Source organism: Serratia liquefaciens ATCC 27592 (assembly GCF_000422085.1).
In the GTDB taxonomy this organism is placed as follows: Bacteria; Pseudomonadota; Gammaproteobacteria; order Enterobacterales; family Enterobacteriaceae; genus Serratia; species Serratia liquefaciens.
Map to the genome: position 1 here is coordinate 513,430 of NC_021741.1, position 17,895 is coordinate 531,324.

Annotated in this window: 16 protein-coding genes; 8 read left to right on the plus strand and 8 right to left on the minus strand. The window is 58.2% G+C overall.

Translation table 11 applies throughout. From position 1 onward, the window contains the following. Position 1: 1 nt before the first annotated feature. The 3 genes from M495_RS02365 to M495_RS02375 form a co-directional block, all read right to left on the minus strand. A complete protein-coding gene (locus M495_RS02365; protein ID WP_020825063.1) occupies positions 2 to 1,378 on the minus strand; it encodes an APC family permease in 1,377 nt (458 codons plus the stop codon). A 159-nt stretch (positions 1,379 to 1,537) separates the two neighbouring features. After that, positions 1,538 to 3,046 (minus strand): CoA-acylating methylmalonate-semialdehyde dehydrogenase, encoded by a 1,509-nt coding sequence (locus M495_RS02370; protein ID WP_020825064.1) that lies wholly within the window; start codon positions 3,044 to 3,046, stop codon positions 1,538 to 1,540. Between the two features lie 16 nt (positions 3,047 to 3,062). Beyond that, on the minus strand, positions 3,063 to 4,403 hold the full coding sequence (locus M495_RS02375; protein WP_020825065.1) for an aspartate aminotransferase family protein: 1,341 nt from the start codon (positions 4,401 to 4,403) through the stop codon (positions 3,063 to 3,065). Positions 4,404 to 4,663: 260 nt separating this feature from the next. On the opposite strand from M495_RS02375, the gene M495_RS02380 reads away from it, so the two are divergent. Then, positions 4,664 to 5,593 (plus strand): LysR family transcriptional regulator, encoded by a 930-nt coding sequence (locus M495_RS02380; RefSeq protein ID WP_020825066.1) that lies wholly within the window; start codon positions 4,664 to 4,666, stop codon positions 5,591 to 5,593. 134 nt (positions 5,594 to 5,727) lie between these two features. Here the strand turns inward: M495_RS02380 and M495_RS02385 are convergent, their stop codons facing one another. Then, positions 5,728 to 6,855 (minus strand): iron-containing alcohol dehydrogenase, encoded by a 1,128-nt coding sequence (locus tag M495_RS02385; RefSeq protein ID WP_020825068.1) that lies wholly within the window; start codon positions 6,853 to 6,855, stop codon positions 5,728 to 5,730. Between the two features lie 266 nt (positions 6,856 to 7,121). Between M495_RS02385 and M495_RS02390 the strand changes: the two genes are divergently transcribed. The 3 genes from M495_RS02390 to M495_RS02400 all read left to right on the plus strand — a co-directional run bounded on the left by M495_RS02390 (position 7,122) and on the right by M495_RS02400 (position 9,671). Next, entirely contained in the window at positions 7,122 to 7,880 is a 759-nt protein-coding gene (locus M495_RS02390; RefSeq protein WP_020825069.1) for a response regulator transcription factor, read from the plus strand. 102 nt (positions 7,881 to 7,982) lie between these two features. Continuing rightward, positions 7,983 to 9,284: an NAD(P)/FAD-dependent oxidoreductase gene (locus M495_RS02395; RefSeq protein WP_020825070.1), complete on the plus strand. Its 1,302-nt coding sequence runs from the start codon at positions 7,983 to 7,985 to the stop codon at positions 9,282 to 9,284. A 21-nt stretch (positions 9,285 to 9,305) separates the two neighbouring features. Then, entirely contained in the window at positions 9,306 to 9,671 is a 366-nt protein-coding gene (locus M495_RS02400) for a cupin domain-containing protein (RefSeq protein WP_020825071.1), read from the plus strand. Positions 9,672 to 9,711: 40 nt separating this feature from the next. On the opposite strand, the gene M495_RS02405 is transcribed toward M495_RS02400, so the two are convergent. The 4 genes from M495_RS02405 to M495_RS02420 form a co-directional block, all read right to left on the minus strand. After that, the gene (locus M495_RS02405) at positions 9,712 to 10,518 is read right to left on the minus strand and encodes an alpha/beta hydrolase (RefSeq protein WP_020825072.1); all 807 of its coding nucleotides are present in this window, start codon (positions 10,516 to 10,518) and stop codon (positions 9,712 to 9,714) included. Positions 10,519 to 10,604: 86 nt separating this feature from the next. Continuing rightward, positions 10,605 to 11,717 carry a class II histone deacetylase gene (locus M495_RS02410; RefSeq protein ID WP_020825073.1) on the minus strand — a complete coding sequence of 371 codons (1,113 nt, stop codon included), beginning with the start codon at positions 11,715 to 11,717 and terminating at the stop codon, positions 10,605 to 10,607. A gap of 13 nt (positions 11,718 to 11,730) precedes the next feature. Beyond that, the gene (locus M495_RS02415) at positions 11,731 to 12,903 is read right to left on the minus strand and encodes an MFS transporter (RefSeq protein ID WP_020825074.1); all 1,173 of its coding nucleotides are present in this window, start codon (positions 12,901 to 12,903) and stop codon (positions 11,731 to 11,733) included. Positions 12,904 to 13,043: 140 nt separating this feature from the next. Further along, positions 13,044 to 13,691 (minus strand): helix-turn-helix transcriptional regulator, encoded by a 648-nt coding sequence (locus M495_RS02420; RefSeq protein WP_020825075.1) that lies wholly within the window; start codon positions 13,689 to 13,691, stop codon positions 13,044 to 13,046. A 565-nt stretch (positions 13,692 to 14,256) separates the two neighbouring features. On the opposite strand from M495_RS02420, the gene M495_RS02425 reads away from it, so the two are divergent. From M495_RS02425 to M495_RS02440, 4 genes are read left to right on the plus strand one after another with little or no spacing between them, the layout of a single operon-like run. Then, positions 14,257 to 15,750, plus strand: coding sequence for an APC family permease (locus M495_RS02425; RefSeq protein WP_020825076.1), 1,494 nt, complete (start codon positions 14,257 to 14,259; stop codon positions 15,748 to 15,750). After that, positions 15,725 to 16,312: a DUF3156 family protein gene (locus M495_RS02430; RefSeq protein WP_020825077.1), complete on the plus strand. Its 588-nt coding sequence runs from the start codon at positions 15,725 to 15,727 to the stop codon at positions 16,310 to 16,312. Before M495_RS02425 ends, M495_RS02430 begins: the two co-directional genes overlap by 26 nt. Continuing rightward, positions 16,305 to 17,087 (plus strand): SDR family NAD(P)-dependent oxidoreductase, encoded by a 783-nt coding sequence (locus tag M495_RS02435; RefSeq protein WP_020825078.1) that lies wholly within the window; start codon positions 16,305 to 16,307, stop codon positions 17,085 to 17,087. Before M495_RS02430 ends, M495_RS02435 begins: the two co-directional genes overlap by 8 nt. 10 nt (positions 17,088 to 17,097) lie before the next feature. Continuing rightward, on the plus strand, positions 17,098 to 17,895 hold the full coding sequence (locus M495_RS02440; RefSeq protein WP_020825079.1) for a molybdenum cofactor biosynthesis F family protein: 798 nt from the start codon (positions 17,098 to 17,100) through the stop codon (positions 17,893 to 17,895).

Here is a 17,895-nt window from a genome sequence, read left to right on the forward strand (position 1 = left end):
GTTATTCTCCTTCAATTGAGGGTTCAACGTGCGGGATAGCCTGCCGGGTGCGCATATAGCTCAGCAGCAGGCCAAAGCAGAGGATACCGGCAATGATAATAAAGTCTTTCAGGCTGCTGGCGATCAAAATTGTCCATAACACATACAGGCAGCCGATCAGCGCGATCGCCACCGGCAGCGGCCACAGCGGCATCAGATACGGGTGGTGGAAACGTACGCGGCGGCGACTGATCAGCGCGGCGACGGCCATGATGATGTACACCAGCAGCAGCAGGATCACGGTAAATGAGGTCAGATCGCCGAGGTTGGAGCAAAAGGCCAACAGCGCCGAGGGAATACCGAACAGCAGAGTGGCAATCCACGGCGTGCCGAAACGCGGATGGATGATTTTCAGCGCCCGGTTCACCTGCGGCAGCCAAAAACCGTCACGCCCGCTGGAGAACATCATGCGGCTAAACTGCGCCACGATGGCGATAATGGCGTTGAACACCGACAGGTAAATCGCGCCGCTGACCACCCGCGCCAGCGTCGGCCCACCCAGTTGGCTGACCACGTAGCCGACCGGATCGGCCTGTTTGGCCATTTCCGCCAGGGACGGCGCGCCAATCAGCAAAGCGGTGAAGGGCAGCAGCTCGACCAGTACCACGATCGCCAACGTCAGCATGATGGCGGTGGCCATGGGTTTGCCCTGCTCGCGCATGTCCTCCGCCATATACACCGCGGCACCGTAGCCGTTATAGGAAAACAGCGCGACGCCGACCATAGCGACGATCAGCGGTACGGAAACCGGTGCCAACACACCTTCGGGGTTTAGCATCACCGGCGCGACGAGGATGTCCGCACTTTGGTGCGGGGTGCTAAAGCCCAACCAGGCGATTAGCCCCAGCACCGCGATTTCAACCACCAAAAAGGTGCCGGTCAGCAGCGCATTGGCCTTGATGTTGAAAATGGCGCAGGCTCCGCCGATCAAGATGGTGATCATCCCGGCGGTAGAGGCGTCGAACTGAGTCCCCAGCGCGGTGTTCAAATAAGGCACGGCACCGGTGGCCAGCACCGCCGGTACAAACAGCGCGGCACTGAGAATAAACAGGTAAGTTTGCAGCCCGCACAGGGTGCCGAACAGGCGTTTGATAATGCTGTATTCGCCCCCGGCGCTGGGATGCGCCGCACCGAGTTCGGCGTAGCACAGGGCAATAGTGGCGGCGATAAAGGCAGCGATCAGAAATGAGATAAAGGCACCGCTACCGGCGCTGGCGATCGCCAGCGGAGCAATAACGAAAATTGAGCTGGCGGGCGTGACGCCGGAGGCGGTAATCATCACCACGTCGAGGACGCTGAGATTACCTTTGAATTTGTGTTCTGGTGTGGGCTCAGTCATTCAAAACTCCATTAACGCGTTAGTGGGTTATTTTGCGGGCGGCGATCGTGCGGTAGAGCCTTGCGATGGCATGCCGCTGCCCGGGCCTGATTAAATGGAGCGCGTGGAAAACGAGGCGAATTTCTTCGCCTCTAAAAAATCATTATGATTATTATGAAATTACCCTTGCCCGGACGGGAAGTTGAAGGTGGCATGCTGGGCATCATGGGAAGAAGGCCAGCGCTGGGTAATGGTTTTGCGCTTGGTGTAGAACCTGACGGCATCCGGGCCGTAGGCGTGCAGGTCGCCAAACAGCGAGCGTTTCCAGCCGCCGAACGAGTGATAAGCCACCGGAACCGGCAGCGCAACGTTGATCCCCACCATACCGACCTGAATATGACTGGAAAAATAACGCGCCGCCTCGCCGTCGCGGGTGAACAGGCAGGTTCCGTTGCCGTACTCGTGGGCGTCTATCATCGCCATCGCCTCTTTCAGCGATCCGACCCGAACCACGCCCAGCACCGGGCCGAAGATCTCCTCCTGATAAATCCGCATGCCCGGTCGCACGTGGTCAAACAGCGTTGGGCCAAGGAAATAACCCTGGCTGATTTGCCCGCTGTCGTCCCGCACCGCCAGCTCGCGACCGTCGACCACCAGGGTAGCTCCCTCCTCAACACCCTGATTGATATAGCCTTTCACTTTTTCATAATGCTGTTGGGTGACCAGCGGCCCCATGTCGTTGCGGTTATCGTTACCGGCACCGACCCGCATGGCCGCCATTTGCCGCTGTAACCCGGCAACCAACGCGTCGGCCGTGCCGTCTCCCACCGCCACCACCAGCGGGATGGCCATGCAGCGTTGTCCGCAGGAGCCGAACGCCGCACCCATCAGCGCACTGACGCTGCCGGCGATGTCGGCATCCGGCAGCACCACAGCATGGTTCTTCGCGCCGCCCAGCGCCTGCACCCGTTTGTTCTGGCTACAACCGGTGTGATAGATGTGCTCCGCTACCGGCGTAGAGCCGACAAAGCTGACGGCTTTGACCCGGGGATCGTGCAGCAGGGTGTCCACCGCCTCGCGGTCGCCGTTGACCAGGTTCAGCACTCCCGGCGGCAGCCCGGCTTCGGACGCCAGTTGAGCGATATACAGCGTGGAGGAAGGGACGCGTTCGGAAGGTTTCAACACAAATGTGTTGCCGCACACCACCGCCATTGGCCACATCCACAGCGGTACCATCACCGGGAAGTTAAACGGCGTGATGCCTGCCACCACTCCCAGCGGTTGAAACTCGCTCCAGCTGTCGATGCCCGGCCCGGCATCCTTGCTGTGTTCGCCTTTCAGCAATTCCGGCGCATAGCTGGCGTACTCAATATTCTCGATGCCGCGCTGCAGTTCGCCCATGGCATCGCTGAGCACTTTGCCATGTTCGGCGGTGATCAACCGGCAGATGGCATCGGCATGCTGTTCCAGCAGCGTTTTTAGACGCATCATCACCCTGGCCCGCTTTAGCGGTGGCGTATCGCGCCAGGCTGGGTAGGCTTGCTCGGCGGCGTCGATGGCGCTTTCTACCGTGGCGCGGTCGGCCAGTAACACCCCCTGATGCGACAGCCCGGTAGCCGGATCGTAAACCGGTTGGCTGCGGGTTCCGCCGGTGGCGGACTGGCCGTTGATCCAATGTGCAATTGGCATGGCTTGCGCTCCTTTATTATTCGGTTGCGTTGATAGCGTCGCCGAGGGCGTTGATCAGCGAGTCGATCTGCGCTTCGCTGCTGATAAACGGCGGTGCCAACTGCAGGGTGTCGCCGCCATAGCGGACATAAAACCCGCTTTCCCAGCAGCGCATCGCCACTTCATACGGCCTGCGTGCCGCTTCGCCCGGTCGGGCCGCCAGCGTGATACCCGCCGCCAGACCGAAGTTGCGAATGTCGCTGACGTGGTTGCTGCCCTGTAAGCCGTGCACTGCACGTTCGAAATAGGGGGCCAGCGCCTGCACCCGTTCGATCATTTGTTCGCGTTCAATGATATCCAGCGTCGCCAGCCCCACCGCACAGCTGACCGGATGGGCGGAGTAGGTGTAGCCGTGCGGGAATTCGAGCAAATATTCCGGTTCATCGGTGGCCATGAAGGCCTGGTAAATCTCGGGGCGAACTACCACGGTCCCCATCGGCTGTGCGCCGTTGGTGACCTGTTTGGCAATATTCATGATGTCCGGCGTGACGCCGAATGCCTCGGCGCCGGTCAATGCGCCGCAGCGGCCGAAGGCGGTGATCACTTCGTCAAAAATCAGCAGAATATTGTGTTGAGTGCAGATCTCGCGGATGCGTTGCAGATAACCGACCGGCGGTACGATCACCCCGGCCGAGCCGGAGAAGGGTTCGACTATCACCGCGGCGATGGTCGAAGCGTCACGCAGTGTGATGATGCGGTTGAGTTCTTCCGCAAGCTCGGCGCCTTGCTCGGGCATGCCGCGCGAAAAGGCATTTCCCGCCAGTTGGGTATGGGGCAGGTGGTCCGCTTCGGCGCTGGCGCCAAAGGCTTTACGATTGCCGGCAATGCCGCCCACCGCGATGCCGCCAAAGTTAACGCCGTGGTAGCCCTTCTCGCGACCGATAAAACAGGTTTTGCCCGCCTGGCCCTTGGCTCGCCAATAGGCACGCGCCATTTTTAACGAAGTGTCTGCCGCTTCGGAGCCGGAACCGGTGAAAAACACATAGTCCAGCCCGGCCGGGGTCATGGCCTTGATTTTGTTCGCCAGTTCGAAAGATAAGGCATGGCCGAACTGAAACGCCGGGGAATAATCCAATCGGGAAAGTTGCCGGTGAGCGGCATCGGCAATTTCCTGGCGGCCATGGCCCAATCCGCAGCACCACAACCCGGATAACCCGTCAAAAATCTTGCGACCGTCCTGGCTGGTATAATAAACGCCTTGCGCGTGGCTTATCATTCTCGGGTTGGCTTTAAAATTACGGTTGCCGGTAAAGGGCATCCAATGTGCTTCTAACCATTCACGGTCGGCTTTATTTTCACGTTGATTTAAATCAGCCATTTTTCCCTCCGAGGGGGAGAATAGGTACGGTTAATTAACTATGCCCGTCATCTTTTAAATTGCAGCGTTGTTATCTGCACCAGCTCAGCCCAGGTACTTACTTGAGTAAGTACCTGGGCTGAGTGAGCTGGACGCCTGGCCGCAACTATAAAAGCTAGAGGGTATAAATAAACGTGTTAATGAATTGTTGAGTGAAATTGACTATGTTCTGCTTCTTCACTAATGTGAATAATCATATGTCGAAACTTACTTAAGGTTTTATGCAAGTAAAAAAGCGCGCATTGTTGGGCCAGTTATCGGATATGGATCTGCGGTTGCTGCGGGTATTTAAGGCGGTGGTCGACTGTGGCGGCATGAGCGCCGCCGAGCTGGAGCTGAATATCAGCCTGTCGACCATCAGCAAGCATATCAAGGATTTGGAACAGCGACTGGGCCTGACGCTGTGCCACCGCGGGCGCGAGGGGTTTGCGGTTACTGACGAAGGGCTGCTGATTTATCAGGAAACCGTGAATCTGTTGGCGGCGACCGAGGCCTTTCGCCGTGGGGTGGATGATGTGCATCAACGCCTGGGTGGGCAGCTGCACGTGGCGATATTCGACCATACCGTCAGTAATCCTCAGGCGCATATCGGCCGGGCGATTGCCTTATTCAGCGAGCAGGCGCCGGATGTCTCTTTGCAAATGTATGTGGAACCGATAAATACCATTGAACGCGGCGTCATTGACGGCCAATTTCAAATTGGCATTATTCCCATGCACCGCAGTGCGGAAAGTTTATCTTATAGTTCGTTATTTCATGAGAGGATGTTCTTATATTGTGGCGCGCAACATGAATTATTTTCCGCTAACCATGAAATACTGAATTGGGATCTGTTGCACAATTATGCCTTTGCCGGATTAGGCTACCATTCGCCGAATATGGAACTGAGCCTGCAGCAGCATTTACATCGCAAGGCAACGGGGTTTGCCCAGGAGTCGATCGCGACCCTAATTCTTTCCGGTAAGTACGTCGGCTTTCTTCCCGACCACTATGCGGCGTTTTTTGTCGCGCAAAATATGATGCGCGCCATCAAACCGACGCTGTTCCGTTATCACTGCGAATATTCCAGCGTGCTGCGGCGTTCGCCCAGCCCGCAGCGGGTGGTCAAGCTGTTCCACGAATGCCTGCTGGCGGCTCATGGAACAGCTTAATGTTTACTGATCTTTCTTCTTGCCAAAAATCTTGATCAGCAAGCCGACCAGGATGCCAATCGCGATGCCGGTGAAAATCCAGCTGATGATGCCCATGTCCAATCTCCCGCTATTACTTTGATCTGATTATATAATCATTCGATGCGGAATGCGCCTTCGATCATCTGCTGCCGCTGCGGCGCGCTGTAGTCGATCAGCGAGTTCTTGCTGTTGGATTTTGCCAGCGTCACCGCCAGTTCGTCGGCGGAAATCGGCAGGTCATCCTGCCAGAAACTGGCGATGGCATTGCGGGTAATAAAGTCGATCAGGTAGCGTTCCGGGCTGTCATGCTGCTCGGGGAACAGGCGGGCGGCAAGCTCAGCCATCAGCGCCCGCTGCTGCGGTTGTTCGCTTTTCGCCAGCAGTTCGAGGAACGGCAGCAGCAGGCGACCACAGACCTGGCCGTGGTGATAATCGCGCAGGGCGCCAATCTCGCCGGCGATGCCGTGGATCACTCCCAGCCCAGCGGCGCTCAGCGTCAGGCCGCCAAGGTAAGAGGCTTGCATAATCGCCTCGTGAGCCTCGGCGCTGCGGTTGAGCGCAGGCCAAGCCTGCAGGAAGTGGCGAATGCCGGTCAGCGACATCTCGCGCGTCATGGTATTGGCGGTTTTGGACAGATAGGCCTCGAACAGGTGGGTAAAGGCGTCGATGGCGCAGTAGGCCAGCACCTTGTCCGGTGACCCTTGCAGCAGCTGCGGATCCAGGATGGCGGTGTGTGGCACAAAGTTGTTATGGCGCAGCGAGGCTTTCACCTTGCTCACCTGGGTGTCGGTGATCACCGCATTTTGCGTGACTTCACTGCCGGTACCGGCGGTGGTCGGGATGGCAATGAGCGGCAGGGTTGCACCGCTGATTTTTGTGTCGCCGATCTTTTCCATATAGCGCAGGGTGGGCAACGGGTGCTCGACCAGCGCGGCAAAGGCCTTGGCAGCATCCAGCACGCTACCGCCGCCAATGGCTACCACGCGTCTTACCTTGCCGCGCCAGCGCGCGACCCAGGCGTCTATCTCTTGCGGTGAAGCCTCGTGACTGACGATTTCGGTGCCGAGCAGCAGTGGCGTCAATCCGTCTGCCAGTGAGGAATACACCGCGCCATTGAGGAATGATCGGCAGCTAAACAGCAGCGTCGGCTGTGGCTCGGCGGTCAGTAGCGGGATCAGTTGGCTGATGCTGCCGTGGCCGAACCAGGTCTGGCGGTTGGCAATGGTCAGGCTGGTAGTCATGTTCTCTCCTTGGCACGCGAAAACCACAGCATAAGCCAGCCTCTGCGGCTGAACCACTGCTTTTCGCTGCCTGAAAGGGATTCCGTTAATATATTAATCCAGCCTCGTTAGGCCACGCCGCAATAATCTGGCGAAGGTGTGATTTGTTTAACATGTAAACGATTCTGCTGTTGCATTTGGCGCTATTGAGTGTTTTCTATAACAAACAGGCCACGGCGTAGCCGGAATAAAGTGATTGTTAATTTATTAATGATGGCGGGGCGAAGATGAATATTCAGGTGGAACGGTTATCCGCAGTGATAGACGCAGTCGCAACCCAAGGTTTCTATCCCAACCTGTTGGCCTGGCTGGAAGGGTTCTTCGCCTTTGATAGCGCCATTGTTTACGCGTTTGAACGCGGCCAGGCGCCACGTTGCCTGATCAAAACCGAGCGAGAAAACAGTGACGCGGTCAATCAACTCTATCAACAGGGCGCTTACCTGCAGGATCCGTTTTACCAGGCGCTGAATGATGGCGGCGGCGGCGAGGTGCTGACCCTGCGCCAGTTGGCTCCCTGCGGCTTCTACCATACTGATTATTACCGTAACTTTTACCGCAAAACCGGCTGGCATGATGAAGCCGGGGTGCTGCTGCCCCTGACGCCGGAACGCGGGTTGGGGGTGTTTTTCGGCTCGGCGCGCCAGTCGGTGGGGGTGCGCTATCCGCAGTTGGCTGAGTTGCGTGATGCGCTGACGCTGCTCAAGAGCGTCGCGCGGCTGCATGGCGAAGTGGTCGTCGCCTCGGCAGAGCCAGAAAGGGTGACGGATCATGCGGTGCAGGCACGTTATCTGTTGACGCCGCGCGAGCGCGAAATAGTGGATCTGATCCTGGACGGCTGCGGCTCGCAGCAAATCGCCGATCGGCTGTTCATCAGCCTGGGAACGGTGAAAAACCACCGCAAGAACATCTACAGCAAGCTGGCGATCGGTTCGCAGGCCGAACTGTTCAATCTGCTGTTGGCCACCCCGCTGCGCCGCAGCGCCTGAGTGTTAATTATTTGTTGCGAATGTCCCTAAAGGGACATGGCGACGTCGCGCCCACCTCCTGATAATCCGATGTTATGGCATAGGGTCTTCGGGAGTGCGACAGTGAACAATAATATCGAATCGTTAACCTACTACGCGGCAACCAAAAAATACGATCTGCGCTTTCCGACGCTGGAAGAAGATCTGGACGTTGACGTGGTGATCATCGGCGGTGGTTTCTCCGGCATCAATACCGCCCTGGAGTTGGCTGAGCGCGGCATCACCAATATCGCCATACTCGAAGGGCGCTACCTGGGCTACGGCGGCACCGGCCGCAATGGCGGGCAGGTGATGGCCGGTATCGGTCACGATCTGGAAAAAATCAAACGCCACGTCGGCCCCTCCGGGCTGGAAACCATCTTCAAAATCAGCAACCTCGGCGCCGGGATTATTCGTGAGCGCATCAAGAAGTACGCGATTGATGCCGATTTCTGTTTTGGCTATGGCTACCTCGGCAGCAATGCACGCCAGGAGAAAACCCTGCGCAGCTGGCTGAAGGAATTCAAGGCGGTATCGCCGGATGAAGAGATTGAACTCTACACCGGCGCAGAGGTGAAACAGGTCGTGGGGTCAGATGCCTATACCTGCGCATTGAAACACATGGGCGGCGGCCACGTGCATTCGCTCAACCTGCTGTTGGGCGAGGCGAAGGCGCTCAGCGGCTACGGCGTAAAAATCTTCGAAAACAGCAGCGTGCTGGGCGTGGAATACGGTTCGCGCATCAAAGTGCGCACCGCCATGGGCTCAGTACGTGCCAACAAGATGCTGTGGGCGTGCAACGGTTTCCTCAACGGCATGGAGCCGTTCATCTACAACAAAACCATCAATACCTACGCGTTCCAACTGGCGACCGAACCCTTGCCTGAAGAACTGATCCGCCAAATCAGCCCGATCCGCGGTGCCTACAGCGATATCCGCCCGGTGATCGATTATTACCGGGTGACCAATGAAAACCGGCTGCTGTTTGGCAGCGCCACCCGCTTGATCGAATACATTCCGTCGGATCTTAAGGCCTGGAACCGCAACCTGATGCTGAAAGTGTTCCCGTACCTGCATGACGTGAAGATCGACCTGGCCTGGGGCGGGCCGCTGTGTTGCAGCGCCAACCTGTTCCCGCAGATCGGCACCTTGCCGCAGCATGACAACGTGTTTTATGTGCAGGGCTATTCCGGCTTTGGCGTAACGCCGAGTCATATCGTTTGCAAAGTGTTGGCAGAGGGCATGAGCGAAGGATCGGATCGTTACGATCTGATGAGTTCGATTCCGCACGTCAATATCTTCGGTAAAGACAAGCTGCGACGGGTAATGACCACCGCCGGCAAGGTTTGGCACCAGACGTCCGGCTACTGGAAAGGCCGTCGCTAATTTTTATCACAGGAGAGAAACATGAAACCATTACTGCTTAAGCAACCGCTGCCTGAACTGTTGGACATTGGCAGCGTCAGCAACCTGGGCGCCACGGTGATCGACGGTGAGCCAAACGTCGGGGTGGCGAGCCTTTTCGGTGAGCCGACCGATAACCTGAACTGCGGTATTTTCAGCTGCACGCGCGGCACCTTTGTAATGGAGTATCCGTTCTCCGAACACGCCACGGTGTGGGAGGGTAGCGCGACGCTGACCGACGAAAAGACCGGTAAATCCGTGCAGTATCAGGCCGGGGATTCGTGGTTTGTCGAAAAAGGCACCCCGGTACGCTGGGAGATCACCTCGGATCGTTTTGTAAAACATTACCTGGCGATCGTCGAAGGCTGATCGTGAACTGGCCCCTCTCCGCCGGGAGGGGGGCATTCAGCTATCCCAGCACCCGTTCGATAAAGTCGGTGATCCGCCTTAATATCTGATCCTTGTTGGTTTCGTTAAAACTCTCGTGTCGCCCGCCTGGATTGACCATCGCTTCGAAATCGCTGCCCTTGAGCAGATCGATCGCGGTTTGCGATTCCGCCATTAACACCAGCCTGTCGTCATCGCCATGTATCCACAGCGTAGGCAGCGTGCCGAAGCCCGGGCCGGCGTTGATTTTTGCCAGGATCTGCTGCATCGCCCGCAGCGTCGGGCGTTTGAACGGCCCGTGCCACACCAGCGGGTCGGCCTGATAGGCTTCCCCCACCGACGGATCACGCGACAGGGTGGCAGTATCGAGCGGCGTGTCCGGGATCTCTGGCAGAGTAAGCAAATCCGAAATCAGGGTTCTTTCGCCAATCAAGGGGCCGGAAAGCACCAGCGCACGCACGTCATCGCCATAACGTTGAACGTAGCGGGTGGCAATCATCCCGCCCATGGAATGGCCGATAACCACCAGGGGGACGCCAGGATGCAGCCGCTGAAAATGCTCCGTTACGCGTCGAACGTCGTCGACCACGGCGTCATAATCTTCAATCAATACGCGTTCGCCCTGCGAAAGCCCATGGCCGAGATGATCGGGGCCGAACACCCGCGCACCCTGCGCTTCCAGCGTACGCGCGACGTACTGATAACGGCCGAGATGCTCGCCGTAACCGTGCACCAGCAGCGCCAGAAAACGCGGTCGGTCATGGCCCCAGTCATGCACGGCAATATCGCCATGCCCACCTTTGATAAAGCTGATCTTCTGTTCAGACATCGTATTTTCTCATCGGAAAGGTCATATTCAGCGTAGCGGCAAAGCGGAGAATGGGTAGGGGCACTGCGTGCGGTGCCCCAGGATATTTAGCGAATGAAGTGCTGTGCCAGCGCATCGATAGCCTGGCGTTGGAACAGATTGAAGGCGTCTCGCGGCTGCTGTTGGCGGATGAATGCCAACAGCGGATCTTCGACCTCGGTGCGAATACCGCTAAGCTGCTCCATCACCGCCAGCCCGCAGAAGGGCACGTAGGACTCGGCATAACCGCCCTCATGCACCATCACCAGCTTTCCATCGCAGAGGCGGTCGGCGGCGTCCTGCACCAGGGCCGTCATGCTGCGGAAACTGTCGCTGTGCAACTGCATGCGCGCCAGCGGGTCGAGGGCATTGGCATCGTAGCCGCAGGCAACAATGATCAGCTCGGGTTTGAAGCGCTCGAGTGCCGGGATCACTATCTGTCGCATGGCATACAGATAGCCGTCGTCACCGGCGCCCGCCAGCAGCGGAATATTGATGTTAAAGCCTTCTCCCGCCCCGGCACCGCGGTCCTGTTCACCGGAGTAGCCCGCTGGGAAGCAGCCGTCCTGATGCAGCGACATCGTCAGTACGTCGTCACGTTGCCAATAGATATGCTGCGTACCATTACCGTGATGCACGTCCCAATCGAGCACCGCCACTTTGCCCAAACCGTATTTGGCCCTGGCACGCTCGATGGCGATCGGGATATTGGCCAGAAAGCAGAACCCCATCGATTGATCCGGCAGGCAATGGTGGCCCGGTGGGCGCGACAACGCATAGGCGTTATCCAGGTGGCCCTGCAGCACCGCTTCGACCGCCGCGCAGGCCAGCCCGGCGGACAGTTTGGCTATCTCGTAGCTGCCCGGGCCCAAAGGTGCTTCCTCACCCAGCATGCCGCCGCCGTTATCACTTAGCTGTTTGAAACGTTGCAGATAGTCGGTCGGATGAATGCGTAACAGGTCTTCTTCCGTCGCCATGTCGGTACTTAGCAGCTGGAGCTGTCGCGACAGGCCGGACACGTCCATCAGGTTTTTCATCCGCCGTTTGGTTTCCGGCGATTCGGCATGGCCCGCCCCTGAGGGCGGTTGCACCCAGCCGCCGACCGGCAGCGTGGTGGCATGCAGGCCGGTGCTGTGCCAGAAACAGCGTTCATCAAACAAGAAACCGGTTTTTCTTTTCACCTTATTACTCCTGTTAAATGGCGCGTTGAACGCGCGGTGAAGCCAGCGAAATCAGCAGCAGCGACAGCAGCGCACTGCCCAGCGCCCCGACCAGCAGCCTGTCGAAACCGCCTGAAGACTCAATCCAATAACCGGCCAGCGATGGGCCGATCGCCATGCCGCCGCCAATCACCAGATTGATGTTGTTCATCAGCTTGCCGTTGTTATCCAGCCCGGCGACGCGGGCCAGGATAAACGGCAGCACAAAGGTCCAGGTAAACTTGAACAGCACCGCTGCCAGCGCAAAACGCAGCAGCTGCGGCGTGTGGAACAGCAGCGCAATGCCGGCGAGCAACAAGCCGTAACTTAGCCAGATCAGCCCATTGCCGCCTCGCCTGGCGCTGATGAACGCCGCACCACCGGCGCCGACGATGCCAAACAGCGTGGCGGCCGCCAGCACCTGGCCGCTGCTGACCGGCGAAAGGCCGGCCGCGTGGGCGATACTGCCGATAAAGGTCCAGACTGCGCTCAGGCTGATATAAAAGGTCAGCACCGCCAGGACGGCGAAGACTTTACGCAGCCACGGCGTTGCCGTGGTATGGGCGGTGGATTGCGCAGGGTGAAAGCCGCTGGGAAAGGCGGAAAGCAGCGGCAGGCAGCACAGCATGATGGCCGCCAGGATCAGGTATACCGCCATCAGGCCAAAATGGGCGAACAGCAAGGGCAGCACCAGCAGCCCAACGGCGCCAAGCACCAACTGGCCCAGCACCCACAAGGCGTAAACCCGGCTGGGGTTGGCGGTGCCACCGGCACAGGTGATACACAGGATCATCAGTGTGCCGCCCGCCAAAGAGGCGATGAAACGCAGCCCCAGTAACAGGTGAAAATCACTGACCATTGCCGACGCCAAATTGCCGACGATAAACACCCCCGCAGCCAGGGTTGCCACCCGGCGCCAGTTAACGCGGCTGATCCACCACCAGGCAGGCAGGGTGGCGAGGCTCATGGCCCCCAGCTCGGTGGAAAACAGATGGCCGATTTGCGCGGGGGTGAGCGACCATTGGCTGGCCAGTTGCGCGGCAACCGCCGGGGCGGTCATCAGGATGCCCGGTGCAATGGCGGCAAAGATGATGATGGCGGTCAGCAGCCGCGGCGGGCAGGGGAGAGCCGCCCCGGCAGCGGGTACAGAAACGGAATCACTGGACATAATAATTATCCCCGCAGGTTAAGCCTGAGTCAGATATAACCGCGTTGCCGTATTCTGGGCAGGCGGAAACCGCGCCATGAATGGCGAATAATTAACGAACTTATTTTCTCCACTATAAGCCGATGTTATGGCTCTATTTATTAACCGTGGGCAATAAAGCTGCTGGCCACCAATTCGGTACGGTTGACCACTTCAGTTTTGGCAAAAATATTGCGCATATGGGTTTTTACCGTTGAAAGCGAAATACCCAGCTTCAACGCTATGCGTTTATTACTGGCGCCTTCACGCACCATATTGACGATCTCCTGCTCTTTGGCGGTCAGCAGGCGGGCTTCCCCGTCGGGCAAAAGGTCGCGGGTCGCCAGTTCGATCAGCGGCATCACCGCCCGCAGGCGACCGCGTTCCAGTTCGGTAAACGGCGTATCGCGGATCAAGGACACCCCGGCAACGATGCGTTTACGCTGCCGAATAAAGATCTCCGTCATGTCGCGCATATCATTGGGCAGCATAAAGTCATGATAGTAATGGCGGTTATTGGCGATTGCCGCCGGGCTCATGCCGACCATATTGATGTCCTGCTGGTGAAAGTTGGCAGGCTTGAGCGGATCGATCTGCTGGAAATGGTTCAAGTACTGCTGGTGGGTTTTATCGGAGATGCCGTGCAAAATATAGTGGTCTGGCCGCAGGTCCTGGTTAACCAAATAAAACACCCCTGCGGACACCGGGATCAGGTGCGCAATGGTGGTCAAACAGCTGTTGATAAAGGCATCGGACGATGTAATGTGCATGATTCATTTCCTCCCTTTATCGTTCGGTCTGGAATATTCGGTCAATATGTGAACGATACAAGCATAGTGATAGCAATTGTGCAACACAATAAATACATATTAACAACGTGAGCCTGATTGCAATAAAACACATAAATAACAAGGCAACGAAGAGGCCTCGGCAGCGACAGTGCCGCACGAGTGTCGATATTTTATTAATATATTAACGAATTGCCTATGGCCTTCCTGCTGAATTTACAGCAATTTCCCCCTCGGCGTGGTGACCCCCTGCGATATCACCGGCCAGTCTCACCGCTGATGCCGCTCCCCACGGCTCGTTCTTAAGAACGATAGACAGCCTTAATCCCGTTTGTTCTCTCTGTGAAAACCTTTTCCGGCCAACGAAAACCATAACGGTTGATTGGGCACCAAAGGTAAGACGAAAAAGCTATGGTTTAGCCTCGTCCTTAAGGACGATAGTCAGCATTTTCTTTTCCTCTCTATAGTGATATTGCCGCCACTGGCGACGAAACACCTGCAAAAGCACCATCAGGGCCAAACGATAAAACTATAAGAGGACATAACCATGAACCTGTCGTCGCGGCTTCATGCCCATCTTGAGCGGGGCAAGGTCGGATTCCCCACCACGCTGGCCAGCTCGGTCGGGGTGATTATGGCCAGCCCGGTGATCCTCACCGTGACCAGCGGTTTCGGCATCGGCGGCGATACCTTCGCGCTGGCGATGCTGATCGCCTTTATCATGATGCAGGCCCAGCTCACCACCTTCTCGGAAGCGGCGGCGATCTTGCCGACCTCCGGATCGGTGTATGACTATATCGCCTGTGGTATGGGACGCTTTTTTGCCATTACCGGCGCGCTGTCGGCCTACTTGATCGTGCATATCTTTGCCGGGACCGCCGAAACCATTCTCTCCGGCATTATGGCGCTGGTGAATTTTGAGCACCTTAATACCCTGATGGAAACTCACAATGCTTCCTGGATGGTGGGGGTGGGGTTGGTCATCGTGTTCGGTGCACTCAACGCCTTCGGCATCGAGGCCTTCGGTAAAGCGGAGATCGTGCTGACCTTCGCCATGTGGAGCACCCTGGTGATATTTGGCATTACCGGGCTGCTTTCGCCGCATGCAGTACCGCTGGAAGGCTGGTTCGGCAGCACGCTGAGCCTGAGCGATCCCTTTGCGGTATTCAGCCTGATCGGTATGGCGATGTTTATGTTCGTCGGTTGTGAGCTGGTCACGCCGATGGCGCCGGAGATCAAAAGCTCCGCCAGTGTTATCCCACGGGCGATGTCGCTGGGGCTGTGTGGCGTGGCGGTGTGCATGGCGTTGTACGGTGCGGCGCTCAGCCATCAGGTGGAAAACGTGGTGGTGGATGCCGCCAACGGCGTTCATCTGCTGGATACGCCGATGGCGATCCCGGCTTTTGCCGGTCAGGTGATGGGCGAGTTCGGCAAATACTGGTTGGGTATTGGGCTGCTGCTGGCCGGGGCGGCGACCATCAACACGCTGATGGCGGCGGTGCCGCGTATTCTTTACGGCATGGCGCTGGACGGGGCATTGCCACGTATCTTCGCCTATCTGCACCCCCGTTTTAAAACCCCGGTGGTAGGTATTCTGGTCGCGGTATTGATCCCCTGCGTGCATGCCTTTGCCATTCAGGGCAATCTCGACCGTATTATTCCGCTGGTGCTGGCGGCGGTGTGCGCCTGGGGCGTGGCCTACCTGCTGGTCACCTGCTCGGTGGTGATCCTGCGTATTCGCCGCCCGGATCTGCCACGCGCTTACAAATCTCCCTGGTTCCCGCTGCCGCAAATTGTCTCCAGCGTGGGCATCGTGCTGGCGATTATCTATATCACCCCGCCGGGCATGGATCCGCGTGCCGTCTATATCCCGTTCAGCATCATGATTGGCCTGACTGCTGCCTATGCGCTGTTCTGGACCCTGTGCGTGCAAAAGGTCAATCCGTTTAAACCGGTGCCGGTCGAACAGGTACTGGAAACGGCCTTTGCCAAAGCGGAAAGCGAGGAGGCGCAGTTTGATCGGCTTACTTCCCTCACTTAATCGCTACTGGCAGCGCTCCCCGGCGGGCTACCAGCCAGGCGTCACCCTCAGCCGGCTGGCGAACAATCTGCAGCCCTATGCCTGCGAGCGCCTTTCGCCCTGCCTGCTGCGCCTGACCTTGCCGCAGGGGGCGGTTATCGACATTAGCGAACAGGTCAGCGCGCTGTTTATGGCGCATATCGTTAGTCAGCGTTTCTGCGTGCAGGGGGCGTGCTCGCAGAAGGAGCCGCTGACGCTACGCATTAACGCCGGCGGTTGGTTGCGGCGACGCGGCGTGGTTTATCGCGCGACCCGGGATGATGCCGTAGCGCAGCGAATGATTGCCGCTCTGCGGCGCTATCCGCAGATTGCCGAAACGCTGGAGCAGCTGGATTTTCGGCGTATCCAACTGACGGTCGCGGCCGGTCATTGGCGGCTGGAGATCGAACATTTCGCCGCTTCGGAAGTGGTCAGCCGTTTGCCTGCCGGTCGCCGCTATCTGCGGCTGGAACCGGAGCAGCGGCGCTTGCTGCTGAGCAGCCTGCTGATGATCGGCCAATTGATGGAGAAACTGGATGAGTAGAGTGGTGGTGATTACCGGCGGCGGCACCGGCGTGGGGGCTGCGTGCGCCAGGCTGCTGGCGAGCAGGGGCGATCGGGTCTTTATCATCGGCCGCCGCCGTGAACCTCTGATGGCGCTGGCGGACGACATTGGCGCGCAGGCATTGGTGGGGGATGCGGCCAGCGGTGAATGCTGGCAAAGCCAGCTGCTGCCGGCCATTTTGCAGCAGGCCGGGCGCATTGATTGCCTGATCTGCAGCGCCGGCGGGATGGGGCTGGGGCGCATTACCGAAATGAACGATGACCAGTGGCGTCAGGCGCTGGACAGCAACCTCAACAGTGCTTTTGCCAGCGCCCGCGCCTGCCTGTCGGAGCTGGTGAAAACCGGCGGCAACCTGCTGTTTGTCGCCTCTATCGCTTCGCTGGCCGCCGGGCCGGAGGTGTGTGGCTACGTGACCGCCAAACATGCGCTGATTGGGCTGATGCGTTCCATCGCTCGTGACTACGGCCCGCTGGGCGTGCGTGCCAACGCGGTGTGTCCCGGTTGGGTCACTACGCCGATGGCGGATGAAGAGATGCAGCCGCTGATGGCTGAGTACCACCTTACGCTGGAGCAGGCTTACCAACGGGTATGCCGCGACGTGCCGCTGCGTCGCCCGGCCAGCGCCGAAGAGATCGCCGCTATCTGCCGTTTTCTCTGTTCGGAGGACGCGTCGATCATTACCGGTGCGGCGCTGGTGGCCGACGGCGGCTCCACCATCGTCGACGTACCGACATTGGCTTTTACTTCCCTTTAAGGAGCATCAAATGAGTACAGAAGCGGTATTTATTCAGGTTGGCGCACTGGCGGAAGGCTTTGCGCCGCACAGCAATACGCTGGAACAGCAGCATGGGTTGAGCGGTAACACGCTGACATTACGTTTTGCCGACGGTGAAATGCTGAGTTGTCACTTTGTCGATGAGCAGACGCTGAGTTGGGGGGAGTACAGGGGCATCGCTTATCGCGCCACCAGCATCCGCCCCGGCATTCTGTTTATCGATTTTCTCGATCCCGCACAGGAGAACGCCAGCATTACGCTGGTGTGCGATCGCAACCAGGGTAATTTCACGGCGGTGTATGGCCAGTTGCCGGATGAGGAACAAGCCCGTCTGGACGCCTTCAGCCGGGTTGAGCAAGGGTTGCCGCTGACGGCGGTCAACGTTGAATTCCACTTTGGCACGCTGGATAACGCCGATGTTGCGCCGCCAGAGTTCACCGACGAGCTGATTGGCATGCGTAACATGTATACCTACAGCCCGACCGAGCGTTACGAACACATTTATCTGAACGACAATTTCTACGCCTGGCAGTGCCTGGACGGCGTGGAGAAAGGGCTGGCGGATGTCGATCGCTGCCACTACGTGAAGGTGGCCGAACAGCTGTACCTGTTTGTCTGGCGAGAGAAGATTGTGCCGACGCTGGGCGTGGTCATGATCGATCTGCAAGGCATGCGCACCGACGGCAAGATCCTCGGCTATCAGGGCAGTGATTTCAGCGCGCTGAGCAATTTTGCGGTAGGCGCCCATGCGCAGGTGCTGAACACCACCCACCATCCACGGGGATAG

What these genes read in the sequence shown, in the direction of transcription:
- M495_RS02365 (WP_020825063.1), bottom strand. Translation starts at nt 1,378, where the DNA reads ATGACTGAGCCCACACCAGAACACAAATTCAAAGGTAATCTCAGCGTC.
- M495_RS02370 (WP_020825064.1), bottom strand. Translation starts at nt 3,046, where the DNA reads ATGCCAATTGCACATTGGATCAACGGCCAGTCCGCCACCGGCGGAACC.
- M495_RS02375 (WP_020825065.1), bottom strand. Translation starts at nt 4,403, where the DNA reads ATGGCTGATTTAAATCAACGTGAAAATAAAGCCGACCGTGAATGGTTA.
- M495_RS02380 (WP_020825066.1), top strand. Translation starts at nt 4,664, where the DNA reads ATGCAAGTAAAAAAGCGCGCATTGTTGGGCCAGTTATCGGATATGGAT.
- M495_RS02385 (WP_020825068.1), bottom strand. Translation starts at nt 6,855, where the DNA reads ATGACTACCAGCCTGACCATTGCCAACCGCCAGACCTGGTTCGGCCAC.
- M495_RS02390 (WP_020825069.1), top strand. Translation starts at nt 7,122, where the DNA reads ATGAATATTCAGGTGGAACGGTTATCCGCAGTGATAGACGCAGTCGCA.
- M495_RS02400 (WP_020825071.1), top strand. Translation starts at nt 9,306, where the DNA reads ATGAAACCATTACTGCTTAAGCAACCGCTGCCTGAACTGTTGGACATT.
- M495_RS02405 (WP_020825072.1), bottom strand. Translation starts at nt 10,518, where the DNA reads ATGTCTGAACAGAAGATCAGCTTTATCAAAGGTGGGCATGGCGATATT.
- M495_RS02415 (WP_020825074.1), bottom strand. Translation starts at nt 12,903, where the DNA reads ATGTCCAGTGATTCCGTTTCTGTACCCGCTGCCGGGGCGGCTCTCCCC.
- M495_RS02420 (WP_020825075.1), bottom strand. Translation starts at nt 13,691, where the DNA reads ATGCACATTACATCGTCCGATGCCTTTATCAACAGCTGTTTGACCACC.
- M495_RS02425 (WP_020825076.1), top strand. Translation starts at nt 14,257, where the DNA reads ATGAACCTGTCGTCGCGGCTTCATGCCCATCTTGAGCGGGGCAAGGTC.
- M495_RS02435 (WP_020825078.1), top strand. Translation starts at nt 16,305, where the DNA reads ATGAGTAGAGTGGTGGTGATTACCGGCGGCGGCACCGGCGTGGGGGCT.
- M495_RS02440 (WP_020825079.1), top strand. Translation starts at nt 17,098, where the DNA reads ATGAGTACAGAAGCGGTATTTATTCAGGTTGGCGCACTGGCGGAAGGC.